The following is a 24,325-nucleotide window of genomic DNA, read 5'->3' on the forward strand; positions in this document are numbered from 1 at the left end:
GCCGTGTCTCAGTCCCAGTGTGGCCGATCACCCTCTCAGGTCGGCTACGCATCGTCGCCTTGGTGAGCCGTTACCCCACCAACTAGCTAATGCGACGTAGGTCCATCCATAAGTGGCAGATTGCTCCGCCTTTCCCGATTCCCTCATGCGAGCAAATCGCCTATCCGGTATTAGCCCACGTTTCCGTGAGTTATCCCAGTCTTAAGGGCAGGTTACCTACGTATTACTCACCCGTCCGCCGCTAACCTAACGGTTTCCCGAAGGAAACCGTTGAGTCCGCTCGACTTGCATGTATTAGGCACGCCGCCAGCGTTCGTCCTGAGCCAGGATCAAACTCTCCATAAAATGGAATTCGCGCTGTCGCTGACAGCCTTGCGAACTCCGTGTAAAGTTTGACTTGCTCGTTCTATTGCTGACGAGAACTTGAAGTTCTCATACGCTTCGTCATTTGTTCAGTTTTCAAGGAACTCATTACATTTTTCGACTTTCGCTCCAAAAGCGTCAGTACTTATTTATAATATCAAACCGACATTGCCTTGTCAACATCTTTTTTTATCGAGATGTTTCATCAAGCTTCGTGTCGAATTGACAGGAAATAATGTACCACATCCAAATACTCCATTGCAACATGTATTATTTTACAAATGAAAATAAAATTACCGAAATCAATGAGCATTCCTCCCCTTCATGCTCATTGATATCGCCCACCTGTCCATATCGCACGGGATTAAGCACTAATCAACATCAGCCGAGAGATTCGACGGTCGCTGTTGTAGTCGATCGGGTTGCCGTCCCGGTCGAACACATACTGGCCAGGGCCATCTCGATTCGCTTTATTTGCACGCCGTCCGGCTTGTGGTATCCGTTATTCCGCAGGCATCGCCTCTTGCAGGAGCCGGATCAGCTCATTCTCGTCCGGAATGACCGGGATGCCCAACTGCTCGGCCTTCGCCAGCTTGCTGCCGGCCTTCTCGCCGGCGATAACGAGGTCCGTCTTCTTGGACACGCTCCCGGTTACTTTGGCGCCGCACGCTTCCAGCTTCGCCGTCGCTTCTTCCCGCGTCATGAGATGCAGCGTTCCGGTCAAGACAACGGTCTTACCGTAGAAGAAGGAATCCGTGCTGACCGGCTTCGGCTTCTCGCTCGACTGCGGACGCACGCCGAATTCAAGCAGGCGCTTCACGCTCGTCTTGTTCACTTCATCCTCGAAGAACGAGACGATGCTGTCCGCAACGATGTCTCCGACATCCGGAACGGAGATGAGCTCCTCCCGCGTCGCGTTCATGACGCCCTCCAGCGTGCCGAAATGCTCCGCAAGCGCTCGGGTCGTCGTCTTCCCGGTGTTCGGAATGCCGAGGGCGAACAGAAACGCGGCTAAGTCGCGCGTCTTGCTCGATTCGATCGCCTGGAGCAAATTATTCGCCTTCTTCTCCCCGAACCGGTTCAGGCCGACGAGCTGGTCGAACGTCAGCGTGTACAGATCGGACGGATCATGTACGTTCAACTCATTGTAAATCTGCTCGGCTGTCATCATGCTGAACGTCTCGATGTCCATCGCATCCCGGGACGCGAAGTGCACGATCCGCCCGACAATCTGCGGCTTGCAGTTCAGCTTGTTGTTGCAGAATAGATGGGCCCCGCGTATCCCCAGCTCCGACCCGCAGGACGGGCAGTGCGTCGGGCACACGATCTCTTCTCCATCCTGCTCCTCTGTCACTTTGCCGAGAATCTCCGGGATGACGTCATTGGAACGCCGGATAAGTACACGCGAGCCGAGGGCGTGCTTCAAGTTTTTGCGCTCGATGTCCCCGATGTTGTTCAAGGTGCAGTTCTGGACGGTCACGCCGGCCAGCTCCACTGGCTCGACGCGCGCAACCGGGGTAATCTTCCCGGTGCGGCCGACTTCCCAGTTGACCTCTTCAAGGACGGTCGTCGTCTCCTCCGCCTCGAATTTGAAGGCGATCGACCAGCGCGGGAACTTGTCGGTGCAGCCCAAGGCCTCCCGCGTACGCATATCGGTAATTTTCACAACCGCCCCATCGATCAGATAATCGAGTGTCGTGCGCCGTTCCTGAATCTGCTCCAGCTCGGTATGCACCGCTTCGATCGAATTGAAATAGGAGATATACGGATTGACCTTAAAATGGTTGTCCTTCAGGAACGCCATCATCTCCTGATGGGTCTGAAAGGCCAATTGCCCCGCGTAACCGATATTGTAGAAGAACGCATTCAGCTTCCGCTGCGCCGTGACTTGCGGATTCAGGTTACGAAGGGCGCCGGCTGCGGCGTTGCGCGCATTTTTGAGCGGCTCGGCGGCGGTCTTGTTGTACGCTTCCAGCACGGACAGGTTCATAATCCCCTCACCCTGTACCTCTATCGTCCCTTCCTTGTAAGGAATGGTCAACGGGATGGAACGGATGGTCTTTACTTGCGGCAGAATCGACTCGCCGACGGTGCCGTTGCCCCGTGTAGCCGCCTGGACCAGCTTGCCGTCCAAATACGTCAGATTGAGCGTCAGCCCGTCGTATTTCAATTCAACGACATAAGTAGGATCCGGCAGCGGCTCCCGTTCCGGATTTTTGGCGTTGTAATCCTGAATCAGGCGGAGCACCCGCTGATGCCAGGTGTACAGATCGTTAGCCGACTGGGCCTTGTCCAGACTCCACAGCCGCGCCAGGTGGCGGTGCGGCGCGAAGCCCTTCAGCAGCTCTCCGCCCACGCGCTGGGTCGGCGAATCGGGAAGGATGGTGCCTGTTTCTTTTTCCAGTGCGACCAATTCATCATACAGGGCATCATATTCCTTGTCGCCGATCACCGGATTGTCGAGCGTATAGTAATGGTAATTGTACCGGTTCAATTCCGCCACGAGTTGTTCCATTCGAGTTTGTGCGTTCGTCACGGAGCTACCCCTTTCTATCTCCTATTCGTGATGAGGTTGTTATGAACACATTTTCTTGCCGGACACGCGCACGCTGTCGCGTTATGCTTTGGTTACCGGGGCAAATGCGGCCAGCAGGCGCTTGACCCCGACCGGGGCCGGGAAGGCGATCTGCAGCTCCATATCCGTTCCCGTTCCTTTGACAGATACGATGACGCCGGTGCCCCACTTCGCGTGCGCAACTTTGTCTCCGGTCTGGTAGGAGGACGAATCGCCGTTCTGCTTCGCCTTGTCGAGCGCGGAGGTCACTGTCACACCGCCCGGCTTGGACGAAGCCGCTGACGTGCGCTGGCCAGCCGCATCGCCTGTACGGCTGCCGAAGCCGCCTGTGGTTGCACCACCGTTGGCACCGCCGTTATAGCCGATTCCGCGTCCGCCGTAGGAGGCCGCGGAATTGCTGCGGCCATACCGATCGAAGCGCTCGTAGCGCGCGCCTGCCGGCGACACATCCTCCTTCAGCTCGTCCGGAATCTCCCGCAGGAACCGAGACGGCGGATTCGCGTTCGTCCGTCCGAACAGCGTCCGCGAGCGAGCGCAGGTCAAATAGAGCTGCTCCTCGGCCCGGGTAATGCCGACATACGCCAGACGCCGCTCTTCCTCCAGCTCCTCGTTGTCGCTGAAGGCCCGGCTGTGCGGGAAGACGCCTTCCTCCATCCCGATGATGAACACGTACGGGAACTCCAGCCCCTTGGCACTGTGCATCGTCATCAGAATGACCGCATCATCCTGCTCCTCCGGCGCGTCGTTCATCGAGTCAATATCCGCGATCAAGGCCAGGTCGGTTAAGAAGGCGACGAGCGACTTGGCTTCATTCCGCTGCTCGAACTCCTGGGTTACCGATAAGAACTCGTCGATGTTCTCGAGACGGGCTTTCGATTCCAATGTATTTTCCCGCTGCAATTCAAGCCGGTATTGGGACAGTTCCAGCATCTTCTCGGTCAGTTCCGTCACCGACAAATAGTCTACCATCCGGTTCAGACTGTCGATCATCGCGTAGAACTCGCGCAGCGCGCCCTTCGTCTTCGCCGCGATGTCGAGCCCGTCCATATCGTCGAGCACCTTCATCATCGACGCCCCCCGCTCGGCCGCCGCTCCAGCCAGCTTGGCTATCGTCGTCGCGCCGATGCCCCGCTTCGGCACATTAATAATGCGCTCCAGGCTGATATCATCGTCCGGGTTCGAGATAAGGCGCAGGTAGCCAAGAATGTCTTTAATCTCTTTGCGGTCGTAGAACTTGATGCCGCCGACGATCTGATACGGAATGTCGGATTTGATCAAAATTTCCTCGATGACCCGGGACTGCGCGTTGGTCCGGTATAAAACGGCATGTTTGCTGTAGGATTTCCCGTTCGATTTGTTCTTATGGATCTCGCCGGTGACGAAGTAGCCTTCGTCATGCTCTGAATTGGCCTGGTAGACCTTAATCAACTGCCCTTCTCCTTGATCGGTCCACAGCTTTTTCGGTTTGCGGCCGGTATTCTGGTTGATGACACGGTTGGCTGCATTCAAAATATTCGCCGTCGAACGGTAATTCTGCTCGAGGAAGATGACCGTCGCTTCCGGATAGTCCTCCTCGAAGTTCAAAATATTCGTAATGTCGGCGCCGCGCCAACGGTAAATCGACTGATCGCTGTCCCCCACGACGCAAATATGATGATGCTTGTCCGCCAGCCTGCGGCACAGCATGTATTGCGCCCGGTTCGTATCCTGGTACTCGTCGACATGGATATATTTGAATTTGTTCTGATAAAAATCGAGCACCTCCGGCACTTCCTTGAACAGCTCGATCGTCGTCATGATGAGGTCGTCGAAATCAAGCGCGTTGTTGCTCTTGAGCCGCTGCTGGTATTTCGTATAGACCTTCGCCACGATGCCCTGGAAGTAATCACCGATGTTCTGCTCGAAGCGCTTCGGCTTGAGCAGCTCGTTCTTCGCGCTGCTGATGACGGCCTGGATGGCGCGGGGCTCAAATTTTTTGGTATCGAGGTTCAATTCCTTCATACAGCCCCGGATGACCGACAGCTGGTCGGTCGAGTCCAGGATGGTGAAGTTCGACGAGAAGCCGATGCGCTCGATGTCCCGGCGCAGGATGCGCACGCACATGGAGTGGAACGTCGACACCCAGATGTCGCGGCCGTCCGCGCCGACAAGCTTCGCGACCCGCTCCTGCATCTCGCGGGCCGCCTTGTTCGTGAACGTAATCGCGAGAATGGCCCAAGGCGGCGCCTTGCGCTGCGAGATAAGATAGGCGATACGGTGCGTCAGCACGCGCGTCTTGCCGGAGCCGGCGCCGGCCATAATAAGCAGCGGGCCGTCCATCGATTCGACGGCGCGGCGCTGCTCCGGATTCAGTCTCGCAATCGATTCATGGAGATCCACCCCGGGGTGGGACGATTCTAGAAATTCAAACATGAGGAAGTGCTCCTTTCATCCTTACTGTCTAACCGCCCGTTAGGGTTGCCAGCGTTAGCGGCCGGATGTCGGTGCCTCTGAGCACCGGCTGATTATGCTGTCATATGATTACATGATGTCATTGATCGTGGAGGATAGAATGAAGGCCGCTCGCCTTATAAGACAAGCCGGACAGCCTCGACCGTCCGCAGCGCGGCTTCCACGTCGTCGTACACAATGTTGCCGACCACGACCGTATCTGCCGCTTCTGCGGCTTCCCGGGCCTGCCCCTCCGTACGAATGCCGCCCCCGTAGAACAATTGGGCACAGCCAAGGCCTTTGCGAACATGATGAACCAATTCCATATCGCCATACGTGCCGCTGTATTCCACATAGACGATCGGCAGCCGCATCAGCTTGTCCGCCACCTGCGCATACGCTCGCGCTTCCGCCGCCGTCAGCCCGGTCTCTGCTTCCGTCAGCTTGGCCGCGGTCGCCTTGGGGTTCAATATAAGATAGCCCTCCGGGATAAGCAGCTCCCACGGAATCATATCGCCGTACTGCTGAATCGCACGCTGATGCTGGCCGATCATCCAGTCCGGATTCGACGTGTTCAACACCATTGGGATCAAATACGCATCGAATCCGGGGACCACGGAATCCAGATTCGATACCTCCAGTGCGACCGGCAGCTCATAGCGCCGAATGCGCGACATCAGCTCCACCGTATTCTCAAATGTTACGCCGCTCGATCCGCCCACCGCGATCGCGTCTGTTCCGGACAGGCAGATGAGGTCCAGATCATCATCGCTGATATCTTTGTCGGGGTCTAATTTGAACACGTGTCGCCATGCTTCAAATGAAATAACAGGGGTATGCACGATGGTGTCCTCCATGTCCTCCAAGCTTCGATTCAACTGCTCTTCCTAGTGTATCAAATTCGGTCTACGAATGGCAGTCCGGAGGCGGACAATGAGAAGAGATGCGTACCAGAAGCAGAATGTACGTTCTTATTGTAATATTGTAATCAAAATGAGAGAGGAAGTCACGGGGAAGTTGGAGACATGGAGGGGGCGTGTCAGAGTACGTTGGGATGCGAGACTGTCAGCACTGGATGTGTAGGTTATGAAACTTAGCCAAACCAGACTTCATATACGATGCTAATGATGATCATCCATAGCGCTACGCCCAGCAGCAACGCGATCACCCAGCCGCGGCCGGTTGCCAGATGGTCGGTGTCGTTGCTCTTATCCCGATAGTTCATATCGTCATTCCTCCACATATTCCGTATATCCTCATTGTGGACGGAATGTGCCGGTGGATATACGCGGCTTCCAAAAACTTGCCCCCTGTAGCTTGCGCCGTCAGGAGGCAAGATGAATATTGTCTATGCTTGTACTTGTTACGTGACACTCAGCAGCTGGCGAATATCCTCTTCCGTCAGGGCGGACGAGGCGTTTCCTTCCGCATCGATCACTTCGTCAATCAGGTCGCGCTTACGCTGCTGCAGCTCCAATATTTTCTCTTCAATCGTTCCTTCGGCTACGAGACGGATCACTTGAACCACTCGCTTCTGCCCCATGCGATGGGCTCGTCCGATCGCTTGTTCCTCTACGGCCGGATTCCACCACAGGTCGTACAGAATGACCGTATCCGCACCCGTCAAGTTCAACCCGGAACCTCCCGCCTTCAGCGAGATTAGGAATAGATCCGCTTCCCCCGCATTATAACGCTGGCACATGTCCACACGCTCTTGGGCCGGTGTCTGTCCATCCAGGTAGAAGAGAGTCCTTCCGGCAGACTCCAGCTGTTCTCGAATTAATTGAAGCATACTAGCGTACTGGGAAAAGATAAGCACCCGTCGGCCGGAAGCGGTCAATTCCTCGATTTGCGCCAGCAGATGCTGCAGCTTGCCCGAAGGACCGCTGTACCCTTCAATGAATAAGGCAGGATGACAGCATAGTTGGCGCAGACGGGTAATGCCGGCCAATATTTTCATTCTGCTCCGCTGGAAGCCTTCCGTCTTCAGATCTTGTTCCGTCGCTTGCTGCAGCTTGGCCAGATAGGCCGTATACAGCTTCTTCTGCTCCGTCCCCAGCTCCGGGTACTGCACCGATTCTATCTTGTCGGGCAGTTCTGTCAAGACATCCTTCTTCAACCGGCGCAAAATAAATGGGCGTATGATACGGGCGACCCGCTCCGCCGGAAGATCGCGGAACGACTTCTGGTTCGTGAACAGGCCGGGGAAGACCGCATTGAAAATCGACCATAGCTCGTCCAGCGAATTCTCGATCGGCGTGCCCGTAAGCGCGAAGCGGCGCGACGCTTGAATCTCGGATACCGCCTGGGCGGTCTGAGACGAAGCGTTCTTGATCGCTTGCGCCTCATCGAGAATCAGGGTGTGGAACGGCTGCCCCGCATAGATCTCGATATCCCTTCGGAGCAGTGGATAGGAGGTCACGATGACATCCGCCTCCTTCATCTCCGCCCATAGCGCGACACGCTCTTTCTTCTGCCCTGCGACCACAAGCACGCGCAGCTGAGGAGCGAACCGGGCGCATTCATGCGCCCAATTGTAGGTTAAGGAAGAGGGCGACACGATGAGAACGGGCAGTTTCTCTTCTCCCTGTTCCCGTTCCGACAGAATATAAGCGATGCTTTGCACGGTTTTGCCAAGGCCCATATCGTCGGCCAGGATGCCGCCAAACCGATAGCATGCGAGCATTTTGAGCCATTGATAGCCTTGTGCCTGATAATCGCGCAGCTGCGCCTGAAGCCCGTTCGGCAGCTCATAATCAAGTTCATCCAAGTCATTGAATCGCTTCACGAACTGACGCAAATCCCGGCCAAAGTGTATATTTCCGAACGCAGCCGGCCGCTCTGGCAATTGCAGCGCTCGTACAGCGGGAAGCTGGATGCGGCTACCGCGAAGGTCATCCGCATCCATGCCGAGGCTATCCATCATTTTGCCGAAGCCTTGATACTCTTCCTCTTCCAGCGACAAGAAGGAGCCATCGCGCAGTCGGTAATATTTCTTCTTCTCGACGATGCTCCGCATAATATGCAGCAGCTCGCGCTCCTCGACATGTTCCAGCTCGAATGATATCTCCAGCCAGTTCATATCCCCTGCTAGATCGGCGCGCACCTTCGGTTGACGCTTGCGATTGCGAACGATATTCTGCAGCGTCTGCGACAGATAGATCTCGGCTCTCTCTTCCTCTTCCAGTTCCGGCAGCAAATGATACAGCACTTCATACTGTTCATCCTCCGTCTCGCAGATCCACCGCTGCCCGTCATGCCGCAGCCCCGCCGCGTCAAGCCGGTGCAGGAACTTCATTTCGCGGTTGGCGTCGCGAATAAGAATGCAGTCTTCTCCGGACGGCGCATCCTGTCGCTCCTCTAGCGGGCGGATTTCGATATCCCCGTATTTGAACCGCGCCCGGGCGGTCAGGCGGCCGTCGGCATTATCCACATAGAGTTCAATCTGCAGTTCCGGTTCCCGGATGCGTTCACGAAGCGGCTTGGCGATCTTCACCTGACCCAGTTCGCGCAGCGGCGGCAATACATGCTGTACGAAGCCATTCAATTGCTGCTCTGAAATGTCCAGCTTGCCCTTCGACGGAGTCACAGACATTGTACCTAACAGATCGTTAAGCTTGTGAAGCTCTTGCAAATCAAGCAGGTATAACCTGCCGTTCATCATCGCACAACGATAAGCCGGCAATACCGTCACCCGTGCCAGATCCCCGACATCCAAGTTGTAGATCGCGTCAGCCTTCCGGGTAATGTGGAACTGAAGTGGAAGCTTGTCCTCTCCAAGCTCCATCCTGGTTCCCGGCGCTTCCACTCCTTCCAGTCTCGCATCGACATCCGGTAGAAGCGGCAGCAATTCCATCCATAGTCTAGGATCTATGAACATATCCCTACGATCCGAGCCGGGCAAATACCCTGCCAATCCGGAGTAATACTCGCGATAGGCATCATCATTATGCTTCATTTGAATAAGCAAATTCAACACAGCCTGATCGCGCTCCCCAATCTCATGCCGTGCCGGATCATAAGAGAACAGCGCTGTGAACGGATGGGGCTTGACATGCTCTACCCTGTCAAGGAAAGACTTCACCTTCTGAACTACATACAGCCGTTTGACACCGGTCCGCAGCTCGATCATCAATCTGGGATTGTTGAAAAAGCGGTTGTTCTCAACGCGGAACGTGTATTCGAACTTCAGCCGTTCTCTACGCTGGCTTGCATCCACGCTGTGCATGGCTGCCTCCGCCACCCCGAACGCCTGGCTGGACTTGTATTGGGCAATGAGATCGCCGGCGGCCCGATATTTGGCCGCTTCTTGCTCCGCAATCATCAACATCGGAGCCCGGCTGTCCACGGGCCGATACGTGTTGAGCCGGGTCGGCGCCGAACTGAGGCTTTCTTCCACGTCAAGAGCTTCTCTTCCGCTCTCCTGGTCATGGATCGCGATAAGCACTGCTGCAATATGCTTGCAATCATGATCATAGGAATAGTAAGCAGGACAGTCGCAATAGGTGCTAATCTCCCCATCGGACCATATCTCAACCTCAACCGAGTAGCTTTGGCTTCCCTTTACGCGCGCCGTATAGTTGCATCCATCTGCAGACTTCTTCAAGCCGGACACCTTGCCTAAGCGGTAATAATCTTCCCCGCGCCTATAGGAAGTGGGTCCGCAAAGTAATTTCACATCTTTCAACGTAAACGCCGGCATAGCCGTCTTTCACCCCCGCTCTATCTTTTGCCTCGTTCATTAGCATCAATCTACCATCCTATTATCATGTCCAATGTCAAGGAATGACAAACGCCCTTACTCCGGTAGATTCAAGCCATCCCTGCATCACCCCTATTGTGATTTCAGTATGCATTTTTATTAACGAAGCCGTTCCAAATCGTCTTCCATATGATTTTCATATCAAATAATAAAGACCAGTTCTCGATATAGAAAATATCATAGCGGATGCGTTCCTCGATAGATGTGTCGCCGCGCAGGCCATTGCTCTGCGCCCAGCCGGTAATGCCGGGACGGACATGGTGCTTGACCATATACTTCGGTATCTCTTCCTTGAATTGCTCCACGAAGAAGGGCCGTTCCGGTCGCGGGCCGACGACGCTCATATGACCGAGCAGCACATTGAAAAATTGCGGCAGCTCATCGAGGCTCGTCTTGCGCAGGAAGCTGCCGAACTTCGTCTTCCGCGGATCATGCTCTGTCGTCCACACCGTATCCGCTACGACGTCCGCGCTTACCTTCATCGAGCGGAACTTGTACATGGGGAAGGTGCGACGGTTCAGCCCAACCCGCTCCTGCTTGAACAGAATCGGCCCTGGCGAAGTCAGCTTCATGCCCAAAGCGATCAGCAACATGACCGGGGAAGTAATGATAATCGCGGCAAGCGAAAATAAAATATCGAAGCCGCGCTTGAACACCCGATTGCGAAGTACATCAAGCGGAATATCACGGACATTGATCATTGGCATTCCGGCGAAGTTGTCGAAGTAGGGCCGCGCTGGCAGATAATCAAAGAAGTCCGGAATAATGAGCGTCCGCACCCCCGCCTTTTCACAAGCGGCGATAATGTCAGGGAACTTGTGATGCGCGTCCAGCGGCAGCGCAATGATGACTTCGTCGACCAGCTTGTCGTTAAGAAGCTGCTCCAGATCGTTGAGGGTGCCGAGGATGGGCTTATAGCGCTTTTTCTCTAGGGCATCCCACGCTGCCTGATCGTCCAGAAAGCCGATAGCTTCATACCCCATATCCGGGTGATGTTGCAAATTTTCATAGAACCGCTTGCCTAAAGAGCCCGCTCCCAAAATAACGATAAATTGCTTGTTGTATCCCTTTTGCCGCAGAGAGCGCAGCATCACCTTGACCGTATATCGATACATAACGGTTCCTACTGTGGCCGCCGTAATAAAGATGGCCAAAAATTCACGGGAGATGTGAACCTGCTTGAAAAAGAATAACAGGCCAAGCAATACAAATAAACTGATGGCATGTGTTTGGATAATGCGAATAAGCTGATCCGCGAACCGCCTTTTCCGATGAAAATGATACAATGAAGACATCGCGCCGATCAGAAGTACGATAACCGCATAGATCCCGCCCCAAGCAACATACGTAGAATAGGGAAGTGCGCTGTCGCTTTCCAGCCATCCGCTTATAAACTTGATCCACCATGCCATCCCAAACGCGAACGCGATAGTTAGGACATCGAAAATCATGTATATCTTCGACAGAAAACTTTGATTTTTACGAAGCATATGCAACCCTCTTTTTCCTAGACCTAGCCCCATTATACTAGGATTGAGCAATAAGGTTAAGACGATATATCTTTTTTGTCGGAATAGGCTGGCTTGGGTGGGCGGATAGACGCTCCTGCTCGAGCTAATGCATTCATGAGCATCGCGAGACCCAGCTTAGTTCCTATCCCGGCATACATGAGAGCAGTAACCCAGAATGGATATTTTTTCTTAAAATGCTTATTGTAGAGGACGTAAATCGCCCTATGAAATTCATACGTAATCTTATACGGTTTATTCCGGCTGCTGGCCCGTTTATAATGAATAATCCGGGTCTTCGGGTAGTAATAATTCACCCATCCCGCCTGCTTGATCCGGTAGCACCAATCGACATCTTCCCCATACATAAAAAACTGCTCGTCCAACATGCCGACCTGCTCCATCGCTTCGCGCCTAACCATCATAAAAGCCCCGATCAAACAATCGATCGGATAGGCCTCGTCAGGATCCAAATCTTCGCGATGATATGCATTGATCTTCGGATTTGTCGGGAATAGCTTCGCTAAGCGGGACACATAGAAGAACGTGGCCGACGGCGTAGGGAACCCCCTCCGGCACGCCTTATCCAGCGACCCGTCCGGCAGTACGACTTTACATCCCGACGCCCCGACTTCAGGATGTTCATCCATGAACCGAGTCATCACATCGAGCGTATCCGGTTGAATTACCGTATCGGAATTAAGCAGCAGAACATACCGGCCTTCAGCGATTCGCATGCCTTGATTATTGGCCTTGGAGAAGCCAAGGTTGTGTTCGTTCGCGATAAGCTTGACTTGCGGACATTGCTGGCGGAAGACTTGTACGGAGTCATCATGTGAAGCATTGTCGATCAGGATGACTTCATACGGAAAACCCGTTGCCGATTGGTAGACGGACTCTATGCAGTTTAGTGTGAGTTGTTTGGTGTTGTAATTGACGATGATAATAGATAAATCAATCATTCAAAATATCCCCTCTAATCATCATAAAGCGAAAAACGAGGTTGTCCAACTTGGATTGCCGATAAAGCGGCGTCGTCAAAGCATAATGGAACCGCATTGCCAGGGTCCGGCCTGATAGAAGGAATTGTTGCAATCCCCTTCTGAGCTCCATTGGCAATAACTCTCCCCAGCAGCGTTCGAACTCTTGCGCTTGCTTCCAATAGATTTTAGCTTCACAGTGCTTTACGTAGTTCTTCCATTTCTTTTTCAACGTTTCCATCATCCCGTTTTGTCCACCAACAACATTTCTTTGATGCTGACGATAGAGAATACTAGGTTTTTCATCATAAATGACTTTGCCGAAGGCAGATACAACTAAGTAGGCCCACCAGTCGTGCATAACGATATGCTCCGGATGTGGCACATGGCGCTGCATCATCTCTATGGCCGGACGATTTATCATCATCGTAGCTCCAACCGCTATATTCTCTATCAATGCATTAAAAAAAGAAGGTCCTCTGCGGGGAGCCGGGGGCCAACAGTGAAGTGGCTGCAACCTATCATTTACCATTTGTGTTGAGGTGATATGCATCATCGGCATATCGCCCGTATGCCCGCCTAGCGCATGTAAGCCCCGCTCTACTTTATCCGGCATCCATACATCATCCTGATCGCAGAAGCAGATATAGTCCGTGTCCTTATGAACATGCTTGGTAAGAAGCTCAAAAAAACTAGCTATAACTCCTACGTTACTGTCGGAAAAAGCCTCGATTTTGTGGGGATAATGGGATACATATTTGCGAATGATTGCTGTTGTACGATCAGATGAACCATCATCACGGATGGTAATGAAGAAATGGGAGTAAGTCTGCTGCAACAGACTATCAAGCTGCTCCGCCAAATACTTCTCCCCGTTATACGTAGAAACAAGAATCTGAACTTTGCCTTGCTGTTCTCCCATAACACTCTTCACGTCCCATTTCAAGGTTGATGTAAATAATCACGCAGCGCTTCTCGCCAATGCCGAATCGGCGTAAAGCCATTCACTCGAATGGCCATCGGCTCCATAGCCGAGTAACGAGGCCGGGGAGCCGGGCGCGGGAATTGCTCTGTCGTACAGGGGTCAACTTTAACAGCCATCTTGGCTTCTTCAAAAATGGCTTTGGCAAATTCATACCAGGTGCATACTCCCGTATTCGATGCATGATAGATGCCATACTTTTCAGACGCAACGAGTTCTTCCAAAAAAAACGACAAATCATAAGTGTATGTCGGCGATCCCCATTGGTCATTGACGACTTGCAAGGAATCGCGTTCTGCCCCCAGCTTTACCATCGTTTTGACAAAGTTGCTGCCCGAAGCTCCGTACACCCAGGACGTTCTTACAATAAACCAACGGGAACATAAGGACTGAACCAATTGTTCCCCCGCTCGCTTCGATTTACCGTACACGGTTACTGGGTTGGTATTGTCATATTCATAATAAGGGCTTGAGCTATTGCCGTCAAATACGTAATCTGTACTGATGTAACACATTTTGGCTTTCACTTGTTCTGCTGCTACGGCAATATTTCTTGTCCCGATGGCGTTCACCAGATAGGCATTGTTTTGATCCGTTTCTGCATGGTCGACCGCGGTATAAGCCGCACAATGAATGATAGCCTCTGGCTGTACTTCAGTAATCATATCTTTACATCGCTTCTCGTCTGTAATATCGAATTGCGCTCTGCCCATACCCATTACATGATGCCCTTTTTCAGCAAAAAGACGGACTACGTCCGCCCCTAACTGCCCAGTAGCGCCTGTTACGAGTACTTTCATACCTTACTCCTCCAGCCGTTTCCCGTATTGTTTTTCATAATATGTTTGGTAGGCTCCGGACTGTATTCTCTCCCACCATGTTCGATTGTTCAAGTACCATTCAATTGTTTCTTTAATCCCTGTCTCAAAGGTGTGCTTCGGCTTCCAACCGAGTTCCGTCGTAATCTTGGTCGCGTCAATTCCATAACGGCGATCATGCCCTAAGCGGTCGTCCACATACTTGATTAACGAATCCGGCTTTCCAAGCTGTTCAAGAATGGTTCTAACAATGTGAATGTTCGTCCGTTCATTATTCCCGCCGATATTATACACTTCACCATCATGGCCTTTATGAATAACCAAGTCAATCGCGCTGCAATGATCCTCAACGTACAGCCAGTCGCGGATATTAAGCCCGTCCCCATAAATCGGGAGTGGCTTGTCATGCAAAGCATTGGCAATCATTAAAGGAATCAGCTTTTCAGGAAACTGATAGGGTCCATAGTTATTTGAACAGCGTGTAATGTTGACAGGAAGCCCGAACGTTTCGTGGTAGGCTCGAACAAGGAGATCTCCTCCAGCCTTGCTAGCGGAATACGGGCTATTAGGTGTTAGCGGAGTAGTTTCTGTGAAAAGACCCGTTTCTCCAAGTGAACCGTAAACCTCGTCTGTCGACACTTGGATGAATTTTTTGACACCATATTTTTTGGCAGCATCGAGAAGCACTTGTGTTCCTAATACATTTGTCTTTACAAAGATTTCAGGGTCAAGAATACTCCGATCGACATGGGATTCTGCCGCAAAGTTGACAACGACGTCAATACCCTCACCCTCACTAAATAATTGCTTCATCGCTTGGGCATCGGCAATATCTGCTTTAACAAAACGATAATTTGGATTACCTTGAATATCCTTCAAGTTCTCAAGGTTGCCGGCGTAGGCTAATGCGTCTACATTGATTATTCTATAGTCCGGGTGCTGCTTCAACATGTACATGATAAAATTGCTTCCGATGAATCCCGCGCCACCAGTTACGAGTAGTTTCATGAGACTTCTCCTATTCAAAATTGATTTCTGCCTCTTTGAGGACAGGATGCACCTTATCCTTGTCGGAAAGAATGGGATGTGATGTTGGCCAATTTATCCCCAGTTCCGGATCATTCCATAAAATACCTCGATCGTAATCTGGAGTGTAATACTCATCCACTTTATAAAATACTTGAGTATTAGGGACGAGCGTGCAAAAACCGTGGGCAAACCCCTTAGGAACCAAAAGCTGGCGATGATTATATTCACTTAAAATTACCCCAACCCACCGCCCAAATGTCGGCGAATTTTTACGAATATCAACAATGACATCATAGATTGCTCCAGAAATCACCCTAACAAGCTTCGTCTGAGCCTTAGGCTGAAGCTGATAATGCAAACCTCGAATTACGCCTGCTTGAGCAGAAAGCGATTGGTTGTCCTGAAAGTAGTTAAATGAAATCCCCTGTTCCTTTAATTTCTCCTCATTATAGCTTTCCATAAAAAAGCCCCGGTGGTCACCATGGATCACCGGTTCTATAATATAAGCGCCGGACAGAGATAATGTTTCTACTCTCATTACTTCCCTCTCTCCTTACAGTTTTAATTTTTCGAACTCTTCACCGAACGTAATATTTTTGGCCAGTTCGTTGGCACGCGCAAGCGATACATGGGTCCCAGCATCCGTCCACCAGTCTTGAAGAATATCGAACGTAAGCTCATTCCGCTTTATATAAGCATTATTTACGTCAGTAATTTCAAGTTCTCCCCGGCCCGATGGCTTAAGCGTTTTGATAATATCAAACACAATGGAGTCAAACATATAGATACCTGTTACGGCGTAATTACTTTTAGGTTCTTGCGGCTTTTCCTCAATCGAGATAATATGATCGCCCTTCAGCTCTGCTACACCATAACGCATCGGATCGTGAACGTCCTGAAGAAGTATTTTGGCACCCTTTTTTTGCGCTCGAAATTTGTCTACATAGAGGGTAATATCATCTGCAAAGACATTATCCCCCAGAATAACGACCATTTGATCGTCACCTACGAATTGTTCAGCTAAGCCAAGAGCTTGTGCAATACCTCCGGCTTCATCCTGGACTTTATAGGTAAAAGAGACTCCCATCTCACTGCCACTGCCTAGAAGGTTAACGACATCGCCCATATGCTCTTTGCCAGTGACGATTAAAATGTCCACAATACCGGCTACCTTTAATTTATGGATAGCGTAGTATATCATCGGATACCTACCAACTGGTAAAAGGTGTTTATTAGTTACCTTTGTTAAAGGAAACAGACGAGAACCCGTCCCGCCTGCTAGAATAATACCTTTCATGTATGAATCCCCCAACTCATCAATAATTCATATTACTTATGATTTGGTATTTGCCACTACACAAAAAAATTAAATTGGTTACTATTTTTGCCCTCTTCTTCTTTCACGAAAAACAAACCGTTTGTTCAAAAAATAAGATACTATTGCCATTGGAAGTAGTAATACTGCTCCGGCAACATACATGCTTGTATACTTCTTTAAAAGAGTTAGTAATAATAAATTTATTAAGTATGTTATTCCATATGAAATAAAAAACTTGAATAACAGTTTATTATCATTATTTTTAAATACAATGCTCCCAGTGGTTTTAAAATTAAAAAATACACCAATTATCGTAGATACAAAAGATGACACTGAATAGTGTGCGCCAACAAATAGTAATAGAGAGAATATGCAATAGCCAAATATAGTATTAATACCGCCAACAAATAAAAACCTAAAGAACTGGTTGTTCAAATCGAGTATACTCCTATATCCTCAAGTGTTCTACTAAAATAGCTTTCCTATTTTAGGATGTATTCTTCCCGTGATATATCTGACACATCAAAATTAATTCTTTCCTTTTCTACAACTAGCGGTCTTTTTAAAACTTGGGTATGGATTGAACCAATATACTCCCCAATTATCCCAATAAAGAATAGCTGAACCGAAGAGAATAAAAATAATCCTATTACTAATGGAGCCATCCCTAATGTAAATGAGCTCCAAAAAAATAACTTTGCAATTAAATATCCACCTGCCGTTAGCAGGCTCAATGCAGACATCAAAAATCCCAACATTGCAGCTAATCTTAGGGGAATTTTTGAATGATTAGTTATTCCTAGCATAGCAATATCATATAACGTATAAAAGTTGTTTTTGGTGATTCCACGTCTACGAACTGGCTGTACGTATTCAATTTTATAGCTTTCAAAACCAATATCGGAGATTAATCCTCTAAAATACGGATATGGATCATCAATCTTTCGAAGAATTTCAATAACTTTGTTATCGTATAAACCAAACCCCGTATTATTTTTAGTCAATTCAATCTCAGAGACACGATTTATAAAATTGTAGTACATTTTACGTATAGCAAACATGACAGGACTTTCATGGCTTTGAGTCTTCACTCCTAAAACAACTTTATAACCTTCTTCCCACTTCAAAATGAAATCTTTAATCATATTAGGCGGATCCTGTAAATCAGCTACCAATAAAATTACTGCATCTCCATCGGCTTGAAGTAATGCGTGATATGGAGAGCGAATATGTCCAAAATTTCGAGCATTTACAATAATCTTCACATTGTGATCAACTGCTGCTATCTCCTTTAGGATTGAAACCGTTTTGTCTTTAGAGGCATTATCAATAAATATATGTTCATAATCGTAACCAGGTAAATCATCAAATACTTTTTTGACTTGCTGATAAAGTTCTTCAACGTTCTCTGCTTCATTATAGCAAGGCGTTACAATGCTTATTTTCTTCATTATAATTCCCCTAGATTTCATATTGTCAGCCAAGCTAATATCTCTTGGAACTTGTCCCCATCCAAAATATACTTATTTCTAATATATTGTTGGTCTCCTACAGCATGTGAAAAAACATCCGGCACTCCAATTTTTTTGAACCTTACAGCTAAGCCACGGTCAGCAATAACTTCAGCCACAGCACTTGATAAACCACCAATTACATTGTGTTCTTCCAATGATACTATAGACATTCCTCGCTCAATCAAATTAATTATTGGTTGTTTGTCGAAAGGTTTTATCGTATGCATGCTCAGTAATGTCGCTGACTTTCCATATTCATTTAATTTCTTTACCCACTCATAACCTTGTTCCAACATATTACTTGTTGTAATTATAGCCAAGTCTTCACCATGCGTTATTTCGGCTGCCTTTCCTATTTGGAGAATTGCCTCTTGAGCATGAATATTTGGCTCTCTGTTTTTACCTAATCTAATATACATCGGCCCTTTATATGTTGCACTTTCCTTAACAATTGCTCGTACCTCAATAGGGTCACCCGGACAACATACTGTCATATTGGGTAATGACCTCATAATAGAGATATCCTCAGTAGAATGATGTGTTGCACCAGCCGGGCCGTAGGAAAAACCTGCGCCTACTCCCACTAATCTTACATTCGTATTCATATACGCTACATCAACTCTTACCTGTTCAAAACAGCGCATCGTCACAAAAGGAATAATACTGTACACATATACTGTTTTACCGGATAGTGCTAAACCCGCTGCTACACCTACTGCATTTTGCTCGGCTATGCCTACATTTAAAAAGCGATCCGGAAATTGATCTCTGAATTTTTCAAGAATAGAAAAGCCCATATCTGGTGTAATTAAATAAATATTTTCATTTTCACTAGCCATCTGTACTAATTCATTAATAAATGTATCTCTCATCTTATTCACCAATCTCCTGCAGTGCAATTTTCACTTCATCATCGTTCGGAGATTTATAATGCCACTCAAGCTTATTTTCCATAAAGGAAACACCCTTACCCTTAATGGTGTTTGCGATAATGACTTTAGGTTTGCTTGATGGGCTTCGAAACGCATATTCCAATTCTTGTAAGTTATGACCATCTACTTCAACCGCTTCCCAGCCAAAAGCTTGCCATCTTTGCACCATATTCTCTTGATTTATAACTTCGTTTGTTTTCCCAAAACTTTGTAATTTATTATAATCCACAATAGCTGTTAGGTTAGTAAGGTGTAAGGTAGAAGCAAGCATAACTCCCTCCCACACCGAACCTTCATTACATTCACCATCACCCAACAATACGAATACATTTCCTTTATTATTAACTTGACGATTGGCGATAGCCATTCCAATTCCAATAGAGAGTCCGTGGCCCAATGAACCGGAAGAAGCTTCAAGCCCAGGAACGGCTTCCATATCTAAATGACCCGGAAGTATACCGTTATTGATATAGTACTGGTCCAAAAACTCTTTTGAAAAAAATCCTCTTTCTGCTAGTGTAGCGTATAATGCAGCTCCCCCATGCCCTTTACTTAAAATAAACTTATCTCGATCGACAAACTTAGGGTTAGTAGGGTCTATATTCATCACTTTAAAGTAAAGGACGTACAAGATATCAACAATAGATAAACATGTACCAATATGGGAAGACTTGGAATAGTGCATCATATGGATTACAGATTTACGAATACGATTTGTAGTCATCTTCAAACTCCTAATCTATTCAATGACATTTAGAATTCTATTCAATTTCCCTGTGTCTGCCACCCACACGTTAGGTTCATTCGGTCTTGGAGGAGCTTCTCCCCAAATTGGTAGTATATCTGTTTTATTCAATTGTTGGGCAATACGTTTATAGAATTGTTCAATACTCTGTTGCACACCTGAACCAACATTTATAATCTCACCCGAGTTGTATTGCGCATTAATGATTTGCAGATAAACGTTAACCACTCTATCTATCGGTATAAAATCCCTTACAGAGTGTGGTCTTGATAATCTAGGAGGCTCGTCACTTCGTAGAGCTTTCACAATACTAGGGTATAAACGTGATGAATCCTCATATTCACCGTAAGGTGAAAACAGCCTCAGTGTACACACTTTAGTAAATTCACTCTGCTTCCCAAGCATCGCACAATAATTCGTTGCAGCCAGCTTCGTTATCCCATAAAAGTTAACCGGCTCGCAAACATCGGATTCCTTCATAGGTTTATCCTTAATGCCATACTCTGAAGAACTACCAGTATTTATAAAATGCTTAACTTTATTGGCGACCGCTGCATCAAGCAAATTCATAGTTGCCAATAAATTTGACTTTATTATCTGCTCTTGATCAGCTTGATAGGTAAATCCTCCGTAAGTCGCAACGTGATAAATTATATTTGGTTTTAATGATTCTATAAGTTGATTTACTTTTTGCTTATCATCTAAATTCAGGTAGTAGATATTATGGAGTCGATGTTTAATGTCATCTATTCTCCAAAAATCAGAATTGTTTCTAGCAGTAATATATATACCAGCGCTTGATTGATGATTTAATAATGCTCTAACTAAATTCGAACCTACAAATCCAGTCGCCCCGGTAACCAATATTTTCATCAAGAGTTATCACCTTAGTTCTAAATAATATTTAACCCTGATACTCTTTTATCTGTTGAAGTGAGAATTCATGCATATCACCATTGTTCTGATACTCATGATACCACTCAACGATTTTATCAAGAGCAATATTTACACTCCATCTTGGTGTCCAATTCAACTCCATGCTAGCTTTGGAAATATCAAGCTTTAGATAATGTGCTTCATGCGGGTGAGCAGTTGGGTCAATACGATAACCGTTATCAGATCCCCACTTATCACACAATGATTTTACAATCCACTCAACCGGTTTAGCATCAGCATCGTGTGGACCAAAGTTCCATGCTGTTGCATACTTCGAACCTTCTTCAAACAATTTTTGCGATAAAGTTAAATATCCGCTTAGGGGCTCAAGAACATGCTGCCACGGTCTTATAGATAGCGGATTTCGAATATTTATTTGTTTGTCCACTAACAAAGATTGCATACAGTCAGGTAGTAAACGATCCTTCGCCCAGTCACCACCACCGATTACATTCCCTGCACGCGCGGAAGCGATTGAAACAACTTTCCCTGATTTATTCATATGAAAAAAAGAATTACGATATGCGTTTGTTACTAATTCAGAACATGCCTTACTACTTGAATATGGATCATAGCCACCTAAAGGTTCTTCTTCTCGATAGCCCCATACCCATTCTTTATTGTCATAACACTTATCCGTTGTTACATTAAGTACACTAACAACACTATCACATTGCCTTACTGCCTCAAACAAATTTACTGTCCCCATCACATTAATTGCATACGTTTCCGCAGGGAAAATATACGATTCTCTGACCAAGGGTTGTGCTGCCATGTGTATCACAATTTCTGGATTTGTTTCGTTGAATGCTTGTGTTACTGCTTCTCTATCTCTTATATCCGCAATATAGCTTTTTTCAAAAATTTTATCAGTCTTGCAAAGTTCATACAAGCTTGGTTTTGTATTAGGCGGAAGCGAGTAACCGCTTACCTTTGCCCCAAGGGAATTTAGCCATAAGCTAAGCCAAGTCCCCTTAAATCCAGTATGCCCGGTTAAAAAAACTTTCTTCCCTGACCAGAAACTAGTATTTATCATTTTGCCTTCACCGTTTCCGAATCCCATGTTTTCCACGGGGCCTTTCCTATCTTCCAAAGTTCTTCCAAGTAATTTTTATCACGCAAAGTGTCCATAGGTTGCCAAAATCCTTCGTGTTTAAAACACATTAATTCATTATCTTTAGCCAAATTCTCTAACGGTTCTCTCTCAAAGATGGTCGAGTCATTAGAAATATAGTTAAATACCTCAGGCTGCAGTACAAAAAAACCAGCATTAATCCAAGAACCATCCCCTTTGGGTTTTTCTTGGAACCCTAGAACTTCATTACTATCACTCAATTTCAGAGCACCAAATCTGCCATTGGGTTGAACCGATGTAACAGTTGCGAGTTTTCCGTGTAATTTATGGTAATCCACAAGCTCAGATATATTTACATCTGAAACCCCATCACCATAAGTCATCATAAACGTTTCATTCCCAACAAATTTTTGGATCTGTTTCACTCTCCCACCTGTCATTGTATCCAGCCCCGTATTCACTAGTGTTACTTTCCAAGGTTCGGCAGTATGATCATGCGTAATGAGCTGATTATGATTACGGAAATCAAACGTAACATCAGATTCATGAAGAAAATAATGTGTAAAGTATTCTTTAATATAAAACCCTTTGTATCCTAAACAAATAATAAAGTCATGAAAGCCGTGGTTAGAATATAACTTCATAATATGCCATAATATCGGTTTCTGTCCAATCTCAACCATAGGCTTTGGCTTTAAATGAGATTCCTCGCTAATTCGTGTTCCATATCCACCTGCGAGAATTACGACTTTCATGTTGTCACTTCCTCACTTTGTTTATTTATCACAAATTGTTTGATTGTATTAGCTACGTAGTCAATCATTTCGTTTGTTAGTCCAGGATAAACACCTACTAGGAAAGTATCATGCATTATTTTATCCGTATTCGTTAGATTACCATGAATTCTATAATTCACATGCTGGTAGGCGGGTTGCCGAATAAGATTACCCGCAAATAGCATTCGAGTTTGAATACGTTTCTTTTCAAGGTGATCTACAATTTCGTTTTTGGTAAAATTTACATCATCTTTGAGAGTCAAGATGAATCCAAACCAACTTGGATCTGAGTTCTCCGTAGGCCTTGGTAGTATGAAAAATGGTTCAAGTTCTTTCAATCCTTCATATAAGCGATTGAAGTTATTCTTTCTTGCCTGAATAAATGAAGGAACCTTTTTCAACTGTTCTATACCAACGGCAGCCTGCATATCGGTTACACGCAAATTGTAACCGATATGGGAGTATGTGTATTTATGATCATACCCTTTCGGAAGGGATCCCAATTCCCATGCGAAACGTTTCTTACATGTATTATCACAACCAGAAGGACACCAACAATCTCGTCCCCAGTCTCTGAAGGATTCAATAATCGTTTTGAGCAAAGCATGATTCGTATAAACCGCTCCACCTTCCCCCATAGTCATGTGATGGGGGGGGTAAAAACTAGACGTTCCAATGTGACCATAGGTGCCCGTTAACTTACCGTTAAATGTAGAGCCTAGCGCATCACAATTGTCTTCGACAACCCATAAATGATATTTATTTGCAATTTCCATTACCTTATCAAGCTCAAACGGATTCCCCATAGTATGCGCCACCATAATAGCTTTGGTTTTCGGGGTAATCGCTTCTTCAATACGATCGACCATAATATTATATGTGCCAAGTTCCACGTCGATAAACACAGGAATAGCTCCGTTTTGAATAATGGGTGCTACAGTAGTCGGAAATCCGGCAGCTACGGTAATTACCTCATCACCTGGCATAACGCGGCGATCTCCTAATTTAGGAGAAGTAAGGGCAGAGAATGCTAGAAGATTAGCTGAAGACCCGGAGTTGGTAAGCAATGCATATCGTACACCGAGAAACTCAGCAAATTCTTTTTCAAATTGTTTATTGAATCTTCCAGCAGTTAACCAAAAATCGAGCGATGAGTCGACAAGGTTACGCATCTCTTTTTCGTCAAAGATTCGGCCACCGTACGAAATTGCTGTCTTCTCCGCATCAAAATGTTTATTACGATCCGAATGAAATAACTCATAATAGTTTTCTACCTTCGATAAAATATCCATTCTTACAATTTTTTCATAATCCGCAGTAGGAATTTCCGATACCCATTCAGCTTCATGGATAGCAACCGTCTGTTTCCTTCTAATATCTACTAGCAAAGCACCGTTGTCAGTTACAGTTACATAAACATGATATTTATCAAGAAATGGCCCCACAATCTCTGTTTGCAGTATTAAAACATAAAGTTCTTCACCAGAGCTACCTACAACAACACCAAGCTCATTTGTTTTGTTGATTCTTACCACACTACTCTGTTTCAACTTCTCCACCCCATATCTTTCCTGTTAAAAAA

Annotated in this window: 20 protein-coding genes and 1 rRNA gene; all 21 read right to left on the bottom strand. The window is 47.3% G+C overall.

Features of this window, described 5'->3' with window-relative positions; genetic code table 11:
• Positions 1–345, bottom strand: a 16S ribosomal RNA gene (locus PPOP_RS04475); the annotation flags it as partial.
• A 520-nt stretch (positions 346–865) separates the two neighbouring features.
• Positions 866–2,878: an NAD-dependent DNA ligase LigA gene (ligA, locus tag PPOP_RS04480; RefSeq protein ID WP_006284881.1), complete on the bottom strand. Its 2,013-nt coding sequence runs from the start codon at positions 2,876–2,878 to the stop codon at positions 866–868.
• A 102-nt stretch (positions 2,879–2,980) separates the two neighbouring features.
• Positions 2,981–5,350: a DNA helicase PcrA gene (pcrA, locus tag PPOP_RS04485; protein ID WP_006284882.1), complete on the bottom strand. Its 2,370-nt coding sequence runs from the start codon at positions 5,348–5,350 to the stop codon at positions 2,981–2,983.
• 155 nt (positions 5,351–5,505) lie between these two features.
• Complete coding sequence (gene pcrB, locus PPOP_RS04490) at positions 5,506–6,225, bottom strand: heptaprenylglyceryl phosphate synthase (protein WP_006284883.1); 720 nt, start codon at positions 6,223–6,225, stop codon at positions 5,506–5,508.
• A gap of 236 nt (positions 6,226–6,461) precedes the next feature.
• Positions 6,462–6,593 (bottom strand): hypothetical protein, encoded by a 132-nt coding sequence (locus tag PPOP_RS25040; protein WP_267879050.1) that lies wholly within the window; start codon positions 6,591–6,593, stop codon positions 6,462–6,464.
• Positions 6,594–6,731: 138 nt separating this feature from the next.
• On the bottom strand, positions 6,732–10,070 hold the full coding sequence (locus PPOP_RS04495) for a DEAD/DEAH box helicase (RefSeq protein WP_006284884.1): 3,339 nt from the start codon (positions 10,068–10,070) through the stop codon (positions 6,732–6,734).
• Between the two features lie 143 nt (positions 10,071–10,213).
• Positions 10,214–11,620 (bottom strand): undecaprenyl-phosphate glucose phosphotransferase, encoded by a 1,407-nt coding sequence (locus PPOP_RS04500; protein WP_042227431.1) that lies wholly within the window; start codon positions 11,618–11,620, stop codon positions 10,214–10,216.
• A 56-nt stretch (positions 11,621–11,676) separates the two neighbouring features.
• Positions 11,677–12,600 (bottom strand): glycosyltransferase family 2 protein, encoded by a 924-nt coding sequence (locus PPOP_RS04505; protein WP_006284886.1) that lies wholly within the window; start codon positions 12,598–12,600, stop codon positions 11,677–11,679.
• Positions 12,593–13,540: a glycosyltransferase family 2 protein gene (locus PPOP_RS04510; RefSeq protein WP_042227433.1), complete on the bottom strand. Its 948-nt coding sequence runs from the start codon at positions 13,538–13,540 to the stop codon at positions 12,593–12,595. Before PPOP_RS04510 ends, PPOP_RS04505 begins: the two co-directional genes overlap by 8 nt.
• 20 nt (positions 13,541–13,560) lie before the next feature.
• Positions 13,561–14,400: a dTDP-4-dehydrorhamnose reductase gene (rfbD, locus tag PPOP_RS04515; RefSeq protein WP_006284888.1), complete on the bottom strand. Its 840-nt coding sequence runs from the start codon at positions 14,398–14,400 to the stop codon at positions 13,561–13,563.
• A gap of 3 nt (positions 14,401–14,403) precedes the next feature.
• Complete coding sequence (rfbB, locus tag PPOP_RS04520; protein ID WP_006284889.1) at positions 14,404–15,426, bottom strand: dTDP-glucose 4,6-dehydratase; 1,023 nt, start codon at positions 15,424–15,426, stop codon at positions 14,404–14,406.
• A gap of 10 nt (positions 15,427–15,436) precedes the next feature.
• Positions 15,437–15,985, bottom strand: a complete 549-nt coding sequence (gene rfbC / locus PPOP_RS04525) for a dTDP-4-dehydrorhamnose 3,5-epimerase (protein WP_006284890.1) — start codon at positions 15,983–15,985, stop codon at positions 15,437–15,439.
• A gap of 15 nt (positions 15,986–16,000) precedes the next feature.
• Positions 16,001–16,744: a sugar phosphate nucleotidyltransferase gene (locus PPOP_RS04530; RefSeq protein ID WP_006284891.1), complete on the bottom strand. Its 744-nt coding sequence runs from the start codon at positions 16,742–16,744 to the stop codon at positions 16,001–16,003.
• Positions 16,745–16,825: 81 nt separating this feature from the next.
• Complete coding sequence (locus tag PPOP_RS04535) at positions 16,826–17,200, bottom strand: GtrA family protein (protein WP_234399675.1); 375 nt, start codon at positions 17,198–17,200, stop codon at positions 16,826–16,828.
• Positions 17,201–17,247: 47 nt separating this feature from the next.
• Positions 17,248–18,216, bottom strand: coding sequence for a glycosyltransferase family 2 protein (locus PPOP_RS04540; protein WP_042227437.1), 969 nt, complete (start codon positions 18,214–18,216; stop codon positions 17,248–17,250).
• A 17-nt stretch (positions 18,217–18,233) separates the two neighbouring features.
• Positions 18,234–19,151, bottom strand: coding sequence for a transketolase family protein (locus PPOP_RS04545; RefSeq protein ID WP_006284894.1), 918 nt, complete (start codon positions 19,149–19,151; stop codon positions 18,234–18,236).
• A 1-nt stretch (position 19,152) separates the two neighbouring features.
• Positions 19,153–19,935 (bottom strand): transketolase, encoded by a 783-nt coding sequence (locus PPOP_RS04550; protein WP_006284895.1) that lies wholly within the window; start codon positions 19,933–19,935, stop codon positions 19,153–19,155.
• Positions 19,936–19,950: 15 nt separating this feature from the next.
• Entirely contained in the window at positions 19,951–20,829 is an 879-nt protein-coding gene (locus PPOP_RS04555) for an NAD-dependent epimerase/dehydratase family protein (protein ID WP_006284896.1), read from the bottom strand.
• Between the two features lie 31 nt (positions 20,830–20,860).
• Positions 20,861–21,955: a CDP-glucose 4,6-dehydratase gene (rfbG, locus tag PPOP_RS04560; protein ID WP_006284897.1), complete on the bottom strand. Its 1,095-nt coding sequence runs from the start codon at positions 21,953–21,955 to the stop codon at positions 20,861–20,863.
• A complete protein-coding gene (gene rfbF, locus PPOP_RS04565; protein WP_006284898.1) occupies positions 21,925–22,722 on the bottom strand; it encodes a glucose-1-phosphate cytidylyltransferase in 798 nt (265 codons plus the stop codon). Before rfbF ends, rfbG begins: the two co-directional genes overlap by 31 nt.
• Positions 22,719–24,302, bottom strand: coding sequence for a lipopolysaccharide biosynthesis protein RfbH (gene rfbH / locus PPOP_RS04570; RefSeq protein ID WP_006284899.1), 1,584 nt, complete (start codon positions 24,300–24,302; stop codon positions 22,719–22,721). Before rfbH ends, rfbF begins: the two co-directional genes overlap by 4 nt.
• Between the last annotated feature and the right edge of the window lie 23 nt (positions 24,303–24,325).

The sequence above is a fragment of the Paenibacillus popilliae ATCC 14706 genome (genome assembly GCF_000315235.1).
Classification (GTDB): Bacteria; Bacillota; Bacilli; order Paenibacillales; family Paenibacillaceae; genus Paenibacillus_B; species Paenibacillus_B popilliae.